The organism is Shewanella sp. DNRA4, assembly GCF_012843185.1.
GTDB lineage: Bacteria > Pseudomonadota > Gammaproteobacteria > Enterobacterales > Shewanellaceae > Shewanella > Shewanella xiamenensis.
Map to the genome: position 1 here is coordinate 101,516 of NZ_JABAIP010000009.1, position 16,964 is coordinate 118,479.

Annotated in this window: 14 protein-coding genes and 1 other annotated feature; of the genes, 12 read left to right on the forward strand and 2 right to left on the reverse strand. The window is 49.1% G+C overall.

The genetic code is table 11. From position 1 onward, the window contains the following. Positions 1-78: 78 nt before the first annotated feature. A complete protein-coding gene (locus HG547_RS11350; protein WP_037420004.1) occupies positions 79-699 on the reverse strand; it encodes an L-threonylcarbamoyladenylate synthase in 621 nt (206 codons plus the stop codon). Beyond that, positions 696-1,556 (reverse strand): PHP domain-containing protein, encoded by an 861-nt coding sequence (locus HG547_RS11355; RefSeq protein ID WP_144345103.1) that lies wholly within the window; start codon positions 1,554-1,556, stop codon positions 696-698. Before HG547_RS11355 ends, HG547_RS11350 begins: the two co-directional genes overlap by 4 nt. Before the next feature lie 210 nt (positions 1,557-1,766). Beyond that, positions 1,767-1,872 (forward strand) — a sequence feature (Trp leader region). A gap of 52 nt (positions 1,873-1,924) precedes the next feature. Between HG547_RS11355 and HG547_RS11360 the strand changes: the two genes are divergently transcribed. The 12 genes from HG547_RS11360 (at position 1,925) to HG547_RS11415 (ending at position 16,942) form a co-directional block, all read left to right on the forward strand. Then, positions 1,925-3,616 (forward strand): anthranilate synthase component 1, encoded by a 1,692-nt coding sequence (locus HG547_RS11360; RefSeq protein WP_169547880.1) that lies wholly within the window; start codon positions 1,925-1,927, stop codon positions 3,614-3,616. Positions 3,617-3,626: 10 nt separating this feature from the next. Beyond that, positions 3,627-4,235 carry an aminodeoxychorismate/anthranilate synthase component II gene (locus tag HG547_RS11365; RefSeq protein ID WP_169547881.1) on the forward strand — a complete coding sequence of 203 codons (609 nt, stop codon included), beginning with the start codon at positions 3,627-3,629 and terminating at the stop codon, positions 4,233-4,235. After that, a complete protein-coding gene (trpD, locus tag HG547_RS11370) occupies positions 4,235-5,278 on the forward strand; it encodes an anthranilate phosphoribosyltransferase (RefSeq protein ID WP_169547882.1) in 1,044 nt (347 codons plus the stop codon). The genes HG547_RS11365 and trpD overlap by 1 nt, the downstream gene beginning before the upstream one ends. A gap of 77 nt (positions 5,279-5,355) precedes the next feature. Beyond that, positions 5,356-6,765 carry a bifunctional indole-3-glycerol-phosphate synthase TrpC/phosphoribosylanthranilate isomerase TrpF gene (gene trpCF, locus HG547_RS11375; protein ID WP_226871934.1) on the forward strand — a complete coding sequence of 470 codons (1,410 nt, stop codon included), beginning with the start codon at positions 5,356-5,358 and terminating at the stop codon, positions 6,763-6,765. 108 nt (positions 6,766-6,873) lie between these two features. Beyond that, the gene (trpB, locus tag HG547_RS11380; protein ID WP_037420018.1) at positions 6,874-8,064 is read left to right on the forward strand and encodes a tryptophan synthase subunit beta; all 1,191 of its coding nucleotides are present in this window, start codon (positions 6,874-6,876) and stop codon (positions 8,062-8,064) included. 5 nt (positions 8,065-8,069) lie between these two features. Then, on the forward strand, positions 8,070-8,906 hold the full coding sequence (gene trpA, locus HG547_RS11385) for a tryptophan synthase subunit alpha (protein ID WP_055648772.1): 837 nt from the start codon (positions 8,070-8,072) through the stop codon (positions 8,904-8,906). A gap of 226 nt (positions 8,907-9,132) precedes the next feature. Next, entirely contained in the window at positions 9,133-9,558 is a 426-nt protein-coding gene (locus HG547_RS11390) for a hypothetical protein (RefSeq protein WP_037420023.1), read from the forward strand. A 193-nt stretch (positions 9,559-9,751) separates the two neighbouring features. Next, complete coding sequence (locus tag HG547_RS11395; RefSeq protein ID WP_037428620.1) at positions 9,752-10,036, forward strand: DUF2798 domain-containing protein; 285 nt, start codon at positions 9,752-9,754, stop codon at positions 10,034-10,036. 577 nt (positions 10,037-10,613) lie between these two features. Continuing rightward, complete coding sequence (locus HG547_RS11400; RefSeq protein ID WP_169547884.1) at positions 10,614-12,110, forward strand: lysine N(6)-hydroxylase/L-ornithine N(5)-oxygenase family protein; 1,497 nt, start codon at positions 10,614-10,616, stop codon at positions 12,108-12,110. Continuing rightward, the gene (locus HG547_RS11405; protein WP_122040728.1) at positions 12,110-12,751 is read left to right on the forward strand and encodes a GNAT family N-acetyltransferase; all 642 of its coding nucleotides are present in this window, start codon (positions 12,110-12,112) and stop codon (positions 12,749-12,751) included. Before HG547_RS11400 ends, HG547_RS11405 begins: the two co-directional genes overlap by 1 nt. Before the next feature lie 4 nt (positions 12,752-12,755). Beyond that, positions 12,756-14,648 carry an IucA/IucC family siderophore biosynthesis protein gene (locus HG547_RS11410; protein ID WP_169547885.1) on the forward strand — a complete coding sequence of 631 codons (1,893 nt, stop codon included), beginning with the start codon at positions 12,756-12,758 and terminating at the stop codon, positions 14,646-14,648. Positions 14,649-14,731: 83 nt separating this feature from the next. Then, positions 14,732-16,942, forward strand: a complete 2,211-nt coding sequence (locus HG547_RS11415; protein ID WP_169547886.1) for a TonB-dependent siderophore receptor — start codon at positions 14,732-14,734, stop codon at positions 16,940-16,942. The last annotated feature ends 22 nt before the right edge of the window (positions 16,943-16,964 follow it).

Here is a 16,964-nt window from a genome sequence, read left to right on the forward strand (position 1 = left end):
TGGCGATAAAACTGCCAAATGACGGTTTTATCGGGCTAACATACGCTGCCACACACTATCGCTGAGACAAACCTGATTTTACAGAAACGGAGTCACATCCCCAGCGCCTTCACGCAGGACTTCGAACCCATCTTCCGACATATCGATGACAGTGGTTGGCTTTTCACCTAAATAACCACCATGAATAATCACATCCACTTGATGCTCTAACAGGTCGCGAATATGTTCAGGGTCCGACTCGGCAAATTCTGCGTTTGGCATCACCAAACTGGTCGACATCAACGGCGCATCTAACGCCTCGAGCAGTGCTAAGGCAATCACATTGTCTGGCACGCGGATACCAATGGTCTTTTTCTTGTCATTTTGCAGACGACGGGGGACTTCCTTACTCGCCTTAAAAATGAAAGTGTACGGCCCTGGCGTGCAACTTTTTAGGATGCGATAGGCCTGATTATCCACCTTGGCGTAGGTCGCTAATTCAGATAAGTCGCGGCACATTAACGAGAAATTATGATCATGCTCGATTTGACGAATGCGAGTAATGCGCGTCATTGCGTCTTTCTCACCGATCATGCAACCGAGGGCATAACCCGAATCGGTTGGATACACAATTACGCCGCCGGACTTCAGCACAGCCACGGCTTGACTAATCAAACGTGTCTGTGGATTTACTTCGTGTACATAAAAAAATTGACTCATGGTCGTTCCACCCAAGATCCCGACTGCCAGACCCAATCAATACCTTGAGGCTGGTAGAGATTTTTACCTAATTCAATCCAATTGCTTGGAAAGTGAAAATCACTTCCTATCGATGCAAGCAACTGATTTTGGACACTCAGCGCCACTAAATTGGCCCTATCATCCACCGTTTGCTGGCCGAGCACCACTTCCATGGCATCCCCACCAGCTTCTTTAAATTCTCGCACTAAACGCTTTAACCACTTGGCAGACAGCTTATAACCACTAGGATGGGCCAATACCGCGAGCCCGCCCGCGTTGTGGATCACCTTAATTGCGCTGGCCATATCGCCCCAATTATTGGGCACATAACCCGTCTTACCACGGGCTAAGTAACGCTTAAATACACTGGGCATATCCACCGCATAACCGTGATCGGCAAGCCAACGAGCATAGTGACCACGGCTTAAGGCGGCGCCTGCGGCGAGTTTTTTAGCGCCCTCATAGGCGCCTTCGATCCCGGCTTTAGCCAATCGATGGCCGATTTCTTCGGCGCGAAGCTCACGTAACTCACGCTGGTTTTCTAAAAACGTTAATAACTCTGTATGGGTTTCATCGAAGTTGAGCGCCACAATGTGAATATCGTAACTATTCCAGCGGGTTGAAATCTCAACCCCAGAAATCAGCTTTAACGGTTCGGTCTGCGCTTGATTGAAGGCGCGGGCTTCACTTAAGCCTGCAACCGTATCGTGATCCGTTATCGCAAATAACTGCACGCCCTTTTCAAGGGCTCTGGCGACCAGCTCGGACGGCGTGAGATGACCGTCAGATGCGGTCGTGTGGCTGTGCAAGTCAGCCAAGATGCTTTGAGTATTCATGCCGTTATTGTACGTTAATTTAAGATGAAATGTGCATTTATCTCACACTTTATCCAGCAGGAACCGCATTTGACACAGTGAGTTAGCCACATGAATCCATCATTTTGAAAAATATTCAATTGACTTTCGCCTCAGGCTCATGTTTTCTATAGCTCAACTAACGAATTATTGAGACCCTTTTGAATGACCCATACTAACGCTTCTTTCAACATCATTTGGTGGTGGCACTTCCCAACGTAGCGGGTGGTGTGAAGCTCTGTGCTCATTTGAAAGTAACAGAATCAACAAAAGCCCGCAGAAATGCGGGCTTTTTTGTTGGTGCGAAAAATGTCTGCAACGCGGTAAACGGATAAAAGCGAGATAACAGCATGACCCTAAAGACATTTAATCAGGTTACCCAAGCCGACGGAGGGAATTTCCCCTCACCTCCGCAGACATTTGCACGTTCACATACGATCAAGGCCACCTTGGCATACCATAGCGATCCGCTGCGTTTGTACCAACACATCACTCAAGATGCGCCCCATACCATGTTGTTGGAATCAGCAGAAATAAACAGCAAGGAAAATCTTAAGAGCATGGTGATGACCCATGCGGCGCTGATGATCCGCTGCGACGGGTATTGTTTACGCTTTAGCGCACTGAGCGACAATGGTGCCAGTTTACTTGCCCCCATCGAGCAATTTTTTAGTGCTCGCTCAAGCCAAACTCAATGCCAACGCGATGGCCACAACCTAGTGGTCACGCTACAAAAAGACACTGAGCTTAAGGACGAAGATGCCCGCTTAAAGTCCACCTCGCCACTTGATGGTTTACGCTTGTTTGTTAAACATATCGACTGTGGTCAGACGCCGGCATTCGAAGACTTATTTTTAGGTGGCGTACTTTCCTACGATTTGATTGATACAGTGGAGCCACTGCCAGAAGCCCCAAATGGTGCAAATGATTGCCCTGATTATTTATTTTATCTTGCCGAAACCTTAATTCTTATTGATCACAAACAAAAACAAGCCGAAATCATCACCCACAATTTTAGTGAAGGTTCTGCAAAACAGGTTGAGGTGACCCAAGCCTTAGCCAAACGAGCTAGCCACATTAGCGCTGACTGCCAAACCTTAGCCAATGATATAGAACCTGCGCCCGCGCTGGTTGGGATAACAGCGACTGAGCAAGTCAATATCAGTGATGAGGCCTTTAAACAAACCGTTATCGATTTAAAAGAACACATTATTGCGGGCGATATCTTCCAAGTGGTGCCCTCACGCAGTTTTAGCCTGCCCTGCCCAAATACCTTAGGGGCTTACCGCGCGCTGCGATTAACCAACCCCAGCCCCTATATGTTTTATTTCAGGGGCCATGACTTCACCCTTTTTGGCGCCTCACCCGAGAGCGCGCTGAAATATGAAGCCAGCAATAATCAGGTCGAAGTCTACCCGATTGCAGGTACCCGTAAGCGCGGCAAAACCGCCAGCGACGAGATTGATTTCGACCTCGATAGCCGTATCGAACTCGAATTGCGCTTAGATAAAAAAGAGCTCTCCGAGCACTTAATGTTGGTTGATTTAGCCCGTAATGATATCGCTCGAATCAGCCAAAGTGGCAGTCGTAAAGTAGCCGAGTTACTTAAAGTCGACCGTTATTCCCACGTAATGCACTTAGTCAGCCGCGTTACTGGCCAATTACGCCAAGACTTAGATGCGCTCCACGCCTACCAAGCCTGTATGAATATGGGCACCCTGGTTGGCGCCCCGAAAGTGCGCGCCTCGCAATTGGTGCGTCAGGCGGAAAAGACCCGCCGAGGCAGCTATGGCGGCGCCGTAGGTTACCTCAACGCCCTTGGGGATATGGACACCTGTATCGTTATCCGCTCCGCCTTTGTGAAAGACGGTGTTGCTCATATCCAAGCAGGAGCTGGCGTGGTATTTGACTCAGATCCTCAAAGTGAAGCCGATGAAACCCGCCAAAAGGCGCAGGCAGTGATTTCAGCCATCAAAATGGGCGCAGGCTTGGATGAAAGCCATCAAGCAACTGCGACCACTACGACTGAACAACCAAGATAAGGAGCCTAAGATGAAACTCTATTTACTCGATAACTTTGACTCCTTCACCTACAACTTAGTCGACCAATTTAGAAGCCTTGGCTGTGAAGTGGTGATCTACCGTAACGATGTTGCCGCCGACTATATTGCCGACAAGGTGTTGGCGGAAACCGAGCCTAGCGCCTTAGTCTTATCGCCAGGCCCAGGTGCGCCCCATGAAGCGGGCTCTATGATGGCGCTAATAGACAAAGTCGCGGGCAAAGTGCCTATGCTGGGGATCTGCCTGGGTCATCAAGCCATGGTGGAATATTACGGTGGCAAAGTGGAGCGCGCGCCTTTTGTGGTGCACGGCAAAGCCAGTCCCACCTTCCATAATGGTGAAGGCGTGTTTGCTAACTTACCTTCGCCCTTACCTGTCGCCCGCTACCACAGCTTAGTAGCCACAAAAGTACCTGATTGTCTTGATGTTATTGCCACCACAGAAGATATGCCTATGGCGATTTTGCATGCCGAGCACAGGGCGGTCGGTTTTCAGTTTCATCCAGAATCCATCTTAACGACCTTGGGCAGCACCTTGTTAACCCAAACCCTACGCTTTTTGACTCAAGACATCGCCCACAATACCGCAGGAGCCCAATAATGAGCGCAACATCGATTCAGCCCCTGCTCGATATCTTGTTTCAGGGTAAGGCATTAACGCGCGAGCAAACCGCCAGCCTCTTTAGCACCCTTATCCAAGGTGAAATGAATGAAGCCGTGATGGCGGGCATGTTAATGGCGCTTAAAATTCGCGGTGAAACCATTGCCGAAATCAGCGGCGCCGCCGATGCGATGCGCGCCGCCGCTAAGCCATTTCCCTACCCAGCCTCAAGCCGTAACCAAGGGATTATCGATATCGTCGGCACCGGTGGCGATGGTTTTAATACCATCAATATTTCCACCACAGCTGCCTTTGTCGCCGCAGCCGCTGGCGCCAAGGTTGCAAAACACGGTAATCGTTCCGTCTCGAGCAAATCGGGCTCTTCAGATTTACTCGCCCAATTTGGCATCGATTTAACCATGTCACCCGAGCAGGCGAGCCGCTGCCTCGAATCACTCAATCTGTGTTTCCTGTTTGCGCCCCACTACCATGGCGGTGTCAAACATGCAGTACCTGTGCGCCAAGCGTTGAAAACTCGCACTTTATTCAATGTGTTAGGGCCATTGATTAACCCAGCGCACCCAGAATTTATGCTGCTTGGGGTGTATAGCCCAGAGCTGGTGACACCCATTGCACGCGTACTGCAAGCCCTCGGCACGCAAAGAGCCATGGTGGTACACGGCAGTGGTTTAGATGAAGTGGCGCTCCATGGCAGCACACAGGTCGCCGAACTCAAAGACGGTGAGATTATTGAATATCAATTAACGCCGGCGGATTTTGGTGTGCCGCAGGCCCACATTAGTGAGCTTGAAGGAGGCGAACCTGCGCAAAACGCCAAAATCACTCAATCAATTTTGCAAGGGCAAGGCAGCGATGCCCACACCCATGCGGTTGCCATCAATGCCGGTTGTGCCTTATATCTGTGTGGCCTATCGGACTCAGTCAAAGTCGGCACCGCCCTTGCGCTCAATACCATAAAAAGTGGCAAAGCCTTTGAATTACTGAATCAACTCGCTAAAGTCAGCAGCGAAGCACAGGAATAATGACCATGGCACAGGTTCAACAACCCGAGGCGCATCGCTCGGAAGATAATCAAGCATCGCAGGATGTAAGGGGTAGCATGCAAACCAGCACCGCAAAAGCCAACGTTTTAACCCGTATCGTCGATACAAAGGCCGCCCATATCGCCGCCCTTAAGTTGCGCTTTCCTGAAGACAGCTTAACCCCCAAGATTTCGGATCGTAGTTTATTTGCCGCCTTAAAAGCCCCGAAGGCGGGTTATATTTTAGAGTGCAAAAAGGCCAGTCCATCCAAAGGCTTAATCCGTAAAGACTTTGATGTCGAAGCCATCGCTTCTATTTATACCCAATATGCTGCTGGGATTTCGGTATTAACCGATGAGCAATTTTTCCAAGGGGACATGGACTATATCCCGAAAGTGCGGGCCAAAGTGAGCCAACCGATTCTGTGTAAAGACTTTTTTGTTGATGAGTATCAAATCAAATTGGCGGCTCATCAGGGCGCCGATGCGATTCTGTTGATGCTTTCAGTGCTCGATGATGAGCGATATCAACAACTTGCCAACGAGGCGGCCAAGTATCAACTCGATGTGCTGACCGAAGTCAGTAATGAGGAAGAACTTGAGCGCGCCATCGCCTTAAATGCACCGATTATTGGTATTAATAACCGTAATTTGCGGGATTTAAGTACCGATTTAGCCACCACAGAAGCCCTTGCGCCACACATTGGCAGCGATCGCGTGGTGATCAGCGAATCGGGCATTTACACTAACGATCAAGTGCGCCGCTTAAGTCCATTGGTCGATGGCTTCTTGGTCGGGAGCTCGATTATGGCCGAAGAAGACATTGATTTAGCCTGCCGTAAATTGATCTTCGGTCACAATAAAGTCTGCGGTCTCACCCGCCTTGAAGATATTCAAGCGGCGGCCACTGCTGGCGCCGTGTATGCTGGGCTGATTTTTGCTGAAAAATCGCCACGCGCGCTCACTAAAGATGCCGCCAAACAATTAGTACAGCAATACCGCGCCGCTAACTTGCCCGCCATTGAGTTTGTCGGGGTGTTTGTTAATAGCACGCCTGAGTTCATGGCGAGTATCGCCCAAGAATGTGGCTTAGCCACGCTGCAACTGCACGGCAGCGAAACTGAGCTGGAAATTGCCGAGCTAAGCCAATTACTGCAACAGGCCGGACTGAGCACCCAAATCTGGAAGGCGGTCAGTGTCGATGCTCAAAGCGGCGAACTTGCTGCTATGCCAAGAGGGGTACAGCGTTATCTCTTCGATAGCAAGAATGACGCAGGTTTTGGTGGTACTGGGCAAGCCTTTGATTGGCAACTCCCCATTGCCCATAAAGCCGAGGCCATGCTTGCGGGCGGCCTCAATGCTGACAATGCTGCCCGAGCCAATGCCCAAGGATTTTACGGTTTAGATTTTAACTCTGGCCTCGAAACGGCCCCCGGCATTAAGTCGGCAGAGAAAATCCAAGCGGCATTTAGTCAATTACGACTCTAGACCCACTTTTATAAAAACCTGTGCAAAGCACAGGCTAGCAAGAATTGAAACTCGATGGCGTTAACCTAAACCGCCATTGAAACAAATGAATAGGATAAGGAACAAGGTATGTCACAGTTAAAGCTTAACCCTTATTTCGGCGAATATGGTGGTATGTATGTACCGCAGATTTTAGTCCCCGCCCTCAAGCAACTTGAGAGTGCTTTTGTCGACGCACAAACCGATGAGTCCTTCCAAGCCGAGTTTACCGACTTACTGAAAAACTACGCGGGTCGCCCCACGGCGCTCACCTTAACCCGTAATTTAAGCCCCAATCCCATGGTTAAAATCTACCTCAAGCGGGAAGATTTACTCCACGGCGGCGCCCATAAAACCAACCAGGTATTAGGCCAAGCGTTACTGGCTAAGCGTATGGGTAAAAAAGAAATCATTGCCGAAACGGGTGCAGGCCAACACGGTGTTGCCACCGCCCTTGCCTGTGCACTGCTGGGATTAAAATGCAAAGTGTATATGGGCGCGAAAGACGTTGCCCGCCAATCACCTAACGTATTTAGAATGCGGCTGATGGGCGCCGAGGTTATCCCTGTAACCTCTGGTTCTGCCACCTTAAAAGACGCCTGTAACGAGGCGATGCGCGACTGGTCTGGTAGCTACGAAAAAGCCCACTATCTGCTCGGCACAGCTGCTGGACCACATCCGTTCCCGACCATAGTGCGTGAATTCCAACGTATTATTGGTGAAGAAACCAAAAAACAAATACTTGAGCGCGAAGGTCGCCTGCCCGATGCGGTCATCGCCTGTGTCGGCGGCGGCTCCAATGCTATCGGGATGTTTGCCGACTTTATTGATGAAGCCAATGTTGAGCTGATTGGCGTCGAGCCTGCGGGTAAAGGTATTGATACCCATATGCACGGCGCGCCGCTAAAACATGGTAAAACCGGGATTTTCTTTGGTATGAAAGCCCCATTGATGCAGGACAACGAAGGCCAAATCGAAGAGTCTTACTCGATTTCAGCAGGATTAGACTTTCCCTCGGTCGGCCCACAGCATGCCCATTTGAACGCCATCGGCCGTGCCCGCTATGAATCGGCCACCGATGATGAAGCCCTAGAAGCCTTCCAATTACTGGCTCGCAGCGAAGGGATTATTCCGGCGCTCGAATCGGCCCACGCCCTAGCCTATGCAATGCGTCTGGCGAAAGAGTGCACCAAAGAGACCATTTTGGTTGTCAACCTCTCAGGCCGAGGCGATAAGGATATTTTCACTGTGTCAGACATTTTAAACGGTAAAGAGGAATAACTAAGATGAGCAGCATTTCAAACCAAACTATCCCTCATCAAGCTGGCCGTTATCACGCCGCTTTTAGCCGTTTAAAAGCCGAAGGCCGCGGCGCCTTTGTGCCCTTTGTTACTTTGGGTGATCCTAGTCCTGAGCTGTCACTGAAAATTATCGACACCTTAGTGCAAAACGGTGCCGATGCGCTGGAGTTAGGCTTTCCCTTCTCTGATCCGCTCGCCGATGGCCCCGTGATCCAAGGCGCAAATCTCAGAGCCTTAGCCGCGGGTACAACACCAACAGCCTGCTTTGAATTGCTGGCCAAGATCCGCGCTAAATACCCTGAACTTCCAATTGGGTTATTGCTGTATGCGAACCTCGTATTCGCCAATGGCATAGATGCTTTTTATGCCAAAGCGCAGCAAGCGGGCGTGGATTCAGTGTTAATTGCCGATGTGCCAGTTGAAGAAGCCGCACCATTTATTCAAGCGGCCAAAGCCCATGGCATTGCGCCAATTTTTATTGCGCCGCCCAATGCCGACAGTGACACCCTTGCGAAGGTCAGCCAAAGTGGTGAAGGCTATACCTATCTATTGTCCCGCGCTGGCGTAACAGGTACAGACACTAAGGCAGGTACGCCCGTTGAAGAAATTTTAGCTAAGCTGCAAGCATTTAATGCGCCGCCACCGCTATTAGGCTTTGGGATTGCAGAGCCTGCTCAAGTGAGCGCCGCCATTCAAGCAGGCGCCGCGGGTGCAATTTCTGGCTCGGCCGTGGTGAAAATTATCGAAACCTATCAACAGGATGAAGTGAAACTACTTGCAGCATTAGGCGATTTTACCCGCGCGATGAAAGCGGCAACCTAATCTATTCATCTGAATAACGTCCCGATTTAGGGCCAAATCAGCAGAGTTGGCCCTTTTTTATATATTCCCCATAGCAGTAACAACCATGGCTAGCACAGAATCAACAGCATCTTAAAACTGTCAAACCCAAGGCTTATATTAGGATCTGTGTCTCATGCGTTTACGAGATAAATGTTAATATAGCGCAAATAATATCGACGCTTTTGTTATGGTAAATGGACTTTATATGCAGTATCGGATCTATATTCTCGACGTCACCCCCTGGGGCTGTGGTTTTCAAGGTGAAGTCGCCGCCCAATGGGATAATGGCGCTCCAGTGTGGTTTTACTATCAAGGCAATGATCAACAAGCTAAGCAACGTTTCCCCGTCAATCAATGGGTGACGGTTGAACTGTTTGGCCGTTTAGCCAAGGCAAATTTGCAAACCGACATTATTGAACATCGCCAAAGTCTGCAATTCCCCAAACATAATTGTCACTTTGAGGCCTCGGGACAAATTGTTGAAATCACCCAAACGCCTGATGATACTGTGTATTTACTGCAATCAAGTTTCACCCTACCCTTTGATAATGAACTCGGTACCTCACCAATTTCTCGCGGTCACTGGGTCAACGTTACCGGGGAATTATGGGCAACCAATTGGCAAGCCTAGGCGATAAAACGATTAGTTCTGATTATTCACCCAACGCAAAACGACCAGTATCGGTCTGTATCACCATAGCTTTTGCCGTGTTTTGCTCCTAAAATGGCGAACGGATTGCGCTTTGGGTTTACATAAATACATGTAAATCTTAAGCACTAATCAGCAAGCTCTTTCGCCTAAGTCACACCCTGTTGAGGTTTCCATGTCCAGCTTACACTCTGTACCAACAAATAAAAGCCGCACTATTTTTGGTACACCAAAGTTACCCGCAAAATACGCCACAGTTGTGATGCCATTTTTTCTTTCTATTTTAATGAGTTGCATCGTTTCTGGGATCAGTACTTTTAATGGTGTCGGCGCATCAGCACAATTTGTTGAGCTCTGGTTGAGCGCATGGTTTATCTCTTGGGTGGTGGCATTCCCGACTCTGCTGATGGTATTGCCCCTAGTGCGTAAACTTACCGCCGCTTTTGTGCAATTACCTTAGGCCTTTGCTTCTCCCTCTGCTTTTGACTCCACAAAAAGCCATTTTTAAGATGGCTTTTACGTTTGCTTATCCACTCTTTTATAGCTGACTAGCAGTGTTAATTGACGAACTAATTCGGATTTACAGTCGATTTACACTCAGCAGTTATTCATACTTTCGTTGCCTCCTAAAAAGCCACTAAAAACAATTAGTGCAAAATCTCACCAACCAAAAAACAACTTAATTAACTGTTTTTAAATAAATATTATTTTTGATAATACATTTAGACACCTCTTAGACCTTCCTTCTTCCCCATTGATCAACTCACCGACAAACCGTATTTCAGCCTTTTATTTAACAGTCAAAAGTACGACTCATCCGACAAGTGGCAAATGAGAATGATTTGCATTTGTAATTTTTATGATGCTAATTTATTCCTCGTTGCACTGAGCAAGTAATAGCAAAACAAGCGGTAAAGCTCCTGTTCGGCAGCACAAAAGAATGATTCATAAAGCAACAGTAGAGAGGTCCACTCATCTACTCATCCATCAGTCGATGGTGGCTGCAACCGTTTTAATAGGAATTCAAGGAGGCGTAAGTGACTACCCCAAAAAAGGAAACTGATCGTACGATTTACGATCTACTCGGCATTGGCATAGGCCCATTTAATCTAGGACTGGCGGCTCTGTGTGAACCTCTTAATAACTTCAGCTGTTTATTTTTAGATGCTAAAACCGAGTTTGATTGGCACCCGGGTATGCTGATCAACTCCTCTCGATTACAAACACCTTTTATGTCCGATTTGGTCACTATGGCCGATCCGACAAGTCGTTTTAGTTATCTTAACTTTGCCAAACAAACAGGCCGACTCTATTCCTTTTATATCCGTGAAAACTTCTTTCTCCCAAGGCATGAATATAACCAATATTGCCAATGGGTTAGCACACAACTATCCAATCTGAGATTCAGTTTTAAGGTCACACAATTAGATTACAACGCCGGTGAAGGCATCTACCATGTTACGGGAGTAGATAGACGCAGTGGTAAACCCCACACTTATCTCTGCCGCAAACTGGTATTAGGTACAGGCACAACTCCCTATCTACCCGATAATTGCCCAATTCAAGACCCGCGTGTGATGCACAGCGCCAGCTATATGCGGCAAAAAGCCTACTTGCAAAGCCAAAATGCTATCACAGTGATTGGCAGTGGCCAAAGTGCTGCGGAAATCTTTTATGACCTTCTACAAGATATTGAAATATATGGTTATCAACTAAATTGGATGACCCGCTCGCCACGCTTTTATCCGCTGGAATACACCAAACTCACCCTAGAGATGACCTCGCCAGATTATGTGGATTATTTCCACGAACTGTCGCCGGAAAAACGCCATCGCTTAATCGCAGAGCAAAAGTCCCTCTACAAGGGGATCAATGCCGAGCTAATCAACGATATTTATGACCTGCTTTACCAAAAGCGTTTAGTCAGCGATATCCAATGCCAGCTGCTGACTAACGTGGCACTGACAGCAATCGATACCTCGGGCGACAAGCTGACACTCAAGTTCAACCACCTCGAGCAAGAATATGCCTTCGAGCAACTGACAGGTGCCGTCGTCTTAGGCACTGGCTATCAATATCATTTACCTGATTTTATTCAAGGAATTAAATCACAAATCGAATTTGATGATCGTGGCCAACTCGCCATCCAGCGTGACTATGGCATCGATGTCAGAGGCGATATTTTTATCCAAAATGCGGGCCTACATACTCATGGCATTAGCTCACCCGATTTGGGTATGGGCTGCTATCGCAATGCCATCATTCTGCAAGCGGTTTTAGGTTACGCCCCCTATCCGATTGAAACGCGGATCGCCTTCCAAACCTTTGACCCCAACAACATCAACGACGCGAAAAACCAACCCGTCGAAAGCAACACTCACTCAGCGGTTGCATCTTCTAAGCCTTGTCAGGAGTCAAATCCGTCAGCCAAGCCCACGCAACAACCCAGTAATGAGCCACAAACCGTGCTACGGATAAGCCCTTCTGGTGGCAGTGCATCGGCCTTAATGGCACCGAATAAGGAGGCACTGTAATGGCCAGCCAATGGAGCCAACGCTGTTTAGATTTGCTCTCAAAACAGATTGTAATCAATGAGTTTGTGCTTAAACCACTGAACCTTGAGCAAGACATTGCCATGCTGCAATCATGGCTTAACCAAGACTATGCCAAGTTTTGGGGCATGCAGGGGATGAGTCTTGATGCACTTGCTCAAGCGATGGCGCCAAGCGAGCACAAGTTCTCGCTGATCGGTGAATGGCAAACCAAACCGCTGTTTATGGTGGAACTCTACGATCCCTCCCATGACGAAATTGGCCAGCACTATCAGGTTAAGCCGCTCGATTGCGGTATGCATTTAATCCTTGCGCCGATTGAAGGCAAACCCGTTCATGGCTTATCCCGCCAAGTGATGGAGGCTATCGCCCAACTAGTTCTTGAAACCCTTGCTTTTACGCGACTGGTAGTCGAGCCAGATCAGCAAAACCACAAAATCCACCGCTTAAATTGCCAAATTGGGATCCGTTATCAAAAAGCCATCCAACTCAGTACCAAAGCCGCATTTTTAGGTTTTTGCAGTGCCCAAAGCTGCCAGACGGCAACTCAAGCTGCCCCCCAATTGCCGAGTGAAAATCGTCCTGTTACCCAGTCACTTTTAACCTTATCACTTTGTAGGTGAACCGATGAACTTAGCCACTAACACCTTATTACTCAAACCATTCGCCCAATCCGAGTTGCCGAATATCGAGGCTTTATCCTCTTACGCCCATGTGCCCGCCCATTTAACGCCCCAACATTGGCAGGCGGCCAATCGCCATTTGGTGAAGAAAATCCTCTGCGAATTTACCCATGAGAAGATCATCACCCCACAAATTTACCGCCAAGCGGCAGGCATCAATCACTATGAGCTGAGGCTCAAGGACTGCACCTATTACTTCAGTGCGCGCCATTATCAGCTCGACCACCTTGAGATAGAAACCGGTTCGATTCGGGTCAGCAGCGCGGGCCAAGACAAGCCACTCGATGCCATGAGTTTGATTATCAAACTGAAAGATGCCTTAGGCATAAGTGAAACCCTGTTGCCCACTTACCTTGAGGAAATCACCAGCACCCTCTACAGCAAGGCCTATAAGTTGGCCCATCAAGCCATCCCCGCCGCAACACTCGCTAAGGCAGACTATCAAACCATTGAGGCGGGCATGACCGAGGGGCACCCAGTATTTATCGCCAATAATGGCCGCATTGGTTTTGATATGCAGGACTACGACCAATTTGCCCCCGAGAGTGCCAGCGCGCTTCAGCTAGTGTGGATTGCAGTGCGTAAGGACAAAACCACCTTCTCCGCCCTCGAATGGCTAGACCATGATAGCTTATTAAAACAGGAACTTGGCGAACAGTTCACCGCGTTTCAACTACACTTAAGCGCAAAGGGGCAAGCGGCCGATAGCTTTTATTTTATGCCCGTTCATCCTTGGCAGTGGCGCGAAAAAATTGCCCGCACTTTTGCTGGCGAAATCGCCCGTGGCGACATTATTTACCTCGGCGAAAGCCAAGATTGCTATCAAGTTCAACAATCGATCCGCACCTTCTTTAACTTAACTGCGCCGCAAAAATGCTACGTCAAAACCGCGCTTTCTATCCTAAACATGGGCTTTATGCGCGGGCTTTCGCCGCTGTATATGAGCTGCACCCCGCAGATCAACGCTTGGGTGGCCAAGCTTATCGAAAGCGATAGCTATTTTGCCGAGCAAGGTTTTGTGATCCTAAAAGAAATCGCCGCAATCGGTTATCACCACAGATATTACGAAGAGGCACTCACCCAAGATAGCGCCTATAAGAAAATGCTGTCGGCGCTGTGGCGCGAGAGTCCGTTGCCGCATATTGAGCCGCAGCAAACCCTGATGACCATGGCGGCGCTATTGCACGTCGATCATCAGGAGCAAGCCCTGCTTGCCGCCTTAATCGCGCACTCAGGCTTAAGCGCCAAGGAGTGGGTCAAGCGCTATCTCAACCTCTACTTATCGCCGCTACTGCACGCTTTCTTTGCCTACGATCTGGTGTTTATGCCCCATGGCGAGAACCTGATTTTAGTGCTCGATGCCGGTATCCCAGTCAAAATATTGATGAAGGATATCGGAGAAGAAGTCGCGGTACTGAACGGCAGCGAGCCACTGCCGCAAGAAGTGCAGCGCCTTGCGGTCGAGCTTGAGGAAGAGATGAAGCTCAACTATATCTTGCTCGATATTTTCGACTGTATTTTCCGTTATTTAGCGCCAATTCTGGATAAGCAAACCGAGGTCAGCGAAGCGCTGTTTTGGGAGCTTGTGGCAGACAATGTACGCGACTATCAAGCGCAGCATCCGCAGTTGGCGGACAAATTTGCACAATACGATCTCTTTAAAGACAGCTTCGTGCGCACTTGCCTGAATCGCATTCAGCTTAATAACAACCAGCAGATGATTGACCTAGCCGACAGGGAGAAAAATCTGCGATTTGCGGGCGGGATTGATAATCCGCTAGCCGCCTTTAGGCAAAGCCATGCCTTTGGAAATCAGAAGTTTAAACCCAAACCCTAAAGATTTTTAACCTTGAGTGGGCCCACGCCCACTCTGGGCACTCATCTGTGCCCAAAAACAACCTAGTCAATCAAACAGCCAAAATGGAATTTAAGATCATTATTATGAAAACCTTCCCCCTCAACCAACTCGCGGCGCACTGCCAACTCGTCATCAAACGCCCAGAGCTTATCCTCTGCTCTGCCATACTCAGCATGCCCTATGCTTCTGCCGATACTCGCGATACCCAGAAATCCACCAAAGACATTGAAATCATTAATGTCGTTGGCGCTAAGGACCTCCACGATAAGCGCTACAAAACCCCAGCAATGAACACGGCAACAGGCCTAGATTTGTCTTATTTAGAGACGCCGCAATCCGTCACCTCTGTGACTCGCCAAATGATGCAAGATCAGCAGTTAAACAGCGTGATTGAAGCCATGACCAGCGTGGCCGGCATCAATGCTCGGCCGATGGACAACGACAGATACAGCATCAGCTCCCGCGGAATTGCGGTCACTAGTATTCTTTACGATGGCGTGCCCACCACCTATGACACTCGTTTTAACTACGGCGATAACCTTATCGATACCGCCATCTACGAGCGGGTGGAAATTGTCCGTGGCGCCACAGGGTTAATGACGGGTGCGGGTAATCCCTCGGCCGCGATTAACCTTATTCGTAAACGCCCGACCCAAGAATTTATGGGCAGCACCTCAGTGAGTGTCGGCTCATGGAACAATCTGCGCGGCATGGTCGATTTATCCAGCGGCTTAAATGACAGTGGTAGCATTCGTGGCCGTGTTGTCGCCGCCTATCAAGATAAGGAATCCTTCCAAGACAGATATGAGCAACAACGCACCACCCTCTATGGCATTGTTGAAACCGATATTACCGCCAGCACACTGCTTACCTTAGGCGTGGATTATCAAGACACCACGCCCGAAGGCACTATGTCCGGCGGTCTGCCGCTGTTCCACAGTGATGGCAGCCGTACAAATTACGATCGCGCTACCTCCACGGCCCCCGATTGGGCCTCGGCGCATACCCAAGGGCTTAATACCTTCGCCAGCCTTGAACATCGTTTTGATAACGGTTGGGAACTAAAAGGCACCTACAGTTACGGCGATAACTCGCTGAAATACGATGTACTCTGGGCTACAGGCTATCCCGATCCGGTAACAAACATAGGCGCAACTGCAGGCTCAATCGCCTATGTCGATGGTAGTCGTACCCAACATAACCTCGACTTACGGGCGCAGGGAATGTTTGCCCTGTTTGGCCAAGAGCACCAGCTCACCTTTGGTTGGACGGGTCAGCGCCAAGAGTTTGCCAACCCTTACTATTATCCTACGGCCGCCGTGCCGCCCTTGGGTGATTTTCGCGATCCTAACTTCCAGTATCCAAAACCTCAGTGGAAGGAGACTCACACCACGGGCTCATTTGGTGAAACCGAACAAAGCGCCGCCTATGTAGCCACGCAGCTCAATCTGACCGATGCCTTGGCATTGCTTGCGGGGCTGCGCCTGAACCAGTGGCAAACCGACCAAGATAACTTTGGCAGCAAGTATGATTTTAAGGTCGACAATGAGCTCACCACCTATTTTGGCCTGACCTACGCTCTGGGCGAGCAATACTCCCTTTACGCCAGTTATACGGATATTTTTGCGCCGCAAACCTTGCAGCGCATCGATGCCAGTTACATCGACCCCGTCAAAGGCAAAAACTACGAGGCGGGTATTAAGGCCAGCTTGATGGATGAAAGCTTAGATATGTCGTTGTCGGTATTTGAAATTCGCCAAGATAATGTTGGCGAACGCACTGGTGATGTGTTGCCGGGCACCACTATTCCAGTGTATCGAGAGGTTAACGGCACGAAAACCCAAGGCTTTGAGTTTGAATCCACGGGCAAAATCACCGATGACTGGAATATCTACTTCGGCTACACCCAATTCAGCACCGACGATCCTAAGGGCAATCGCATCAACACAACTTCCCCTCGCCAGCAGCTAAAACTCTTTACCACTTATACCTTTAGCGGCGATTGGAACAAGTTGCAGCTTGGCGCTGGGGTCAATTGGCAAAGCCGAGTCTATCAAACCGTGAACTCGCCCTTAGGCAGAGTCGAGGTTGAGCAAGACTCCTATGCATTGGCAAGCTTAATGGCAAGTTATGCCTTTACCGAGCAGCTAAAGCTAAGCGCCAATGTGCACAACGCCTTAGATAAAACCTACTACAGCCAAGTGGGGCAATATAGCCAGTTCCAATACGGCGCCCCACGCAGCATGAGCGTGAATTTGGATTATCGCTTCTAACAGGCTGTCAATAACCAGTTGT

Excerpts from the sequence above, each read along its gene's own strand:
- HG547_RS11350 (WP_037420004.1), bottom strand. The coding sequence starts at position 699 with ATGAGTCAATTTTTTTATGTACACGAAGTAAATCCACAGACACGTTTG.
- HG547_RS11355 (WP_144345103.1), bottom strand. The coding sequence starts at position 1,556 with ATGAATACTCAAAGCATCTTGGCTGACTTGCACAGCCACACGACCGCA.
- HG547_RS11360 (WP_169547880.1), top strand. The coding sequence starts at position 1,925 with ATGACCCTAAAGACATTTAATCAGGTTACCCAAGCCGACGGAGGGAAT.
- HG547_RS11365 (WP_169547881.1), top strand. The coding sequence starts at position 3,627 with ATGAAACTCTATTTACTCGATAACTTTGACTCCTTCACCTACAACTTA.
- trpD (WP_169547882.1), top strand. The coding sequence starts at position 4,235 with ATGAGCGCAACATCGATTCAGCCCCTGCTCGATATCTTGTTTCAGGGT.
- trpCF (WP_226871934.1), top strand. The coding sequence starts at position 5,356 with ATGCAAACCAGCACCGCAAAAGCCAACGTTTTAACCCGTATCGTCGAT.
- trpB (WP_037420018.1), top strand. The coding sequence starts at position 6,874 with ATGTCACAGTTAAAGCTTAACCCTTATTTCGGCGAATATGGTGGTATG.
- trpA (WP_055648772.1), top strand. The coding sequence starts at position 8,070 with ATGAGCAGCATTTCAAACCAAACTATCCCTCATCAAGCTGGCCGTTAT.
- HG547_RS11390 (WP_037420023.1), top strand. The coding sequence starts at position 9,133 with ATGCAGTATCGGATCTATATTCTCGACGTCACCCCCTGGGGCTGTGGT.
- HG547_RS11395 (WP_037428620.1), top strand. The coding sequence starts at position 9,752 with ATGTCCAGCTTACACTCTGTACCAACAAATAAAAGCCGCACTATTTTT.
- HG547_RS11405 (WP_122040728.1), top strand. The coding sequence starts at position 12,110 with ATGGCCAGCCAATGGAGCCAACGCTGTTTAGATTTGCTCTCAAAACAG.
- HG547_RS11410 (WP_169547885.1), top strand. The coding sequence starts at position 12,756 with ATGAACTTAGCCACTAACACCTTATTACTCAAACCATTCGCCCAATCC.
- HG547_RS11415 (WP_169547886.1), top strand. The coding sequence starts at position 14,732 with ATGGAATTTAAGATCATTATTATGAAAACCTTCCCCCTCAACCAACTC.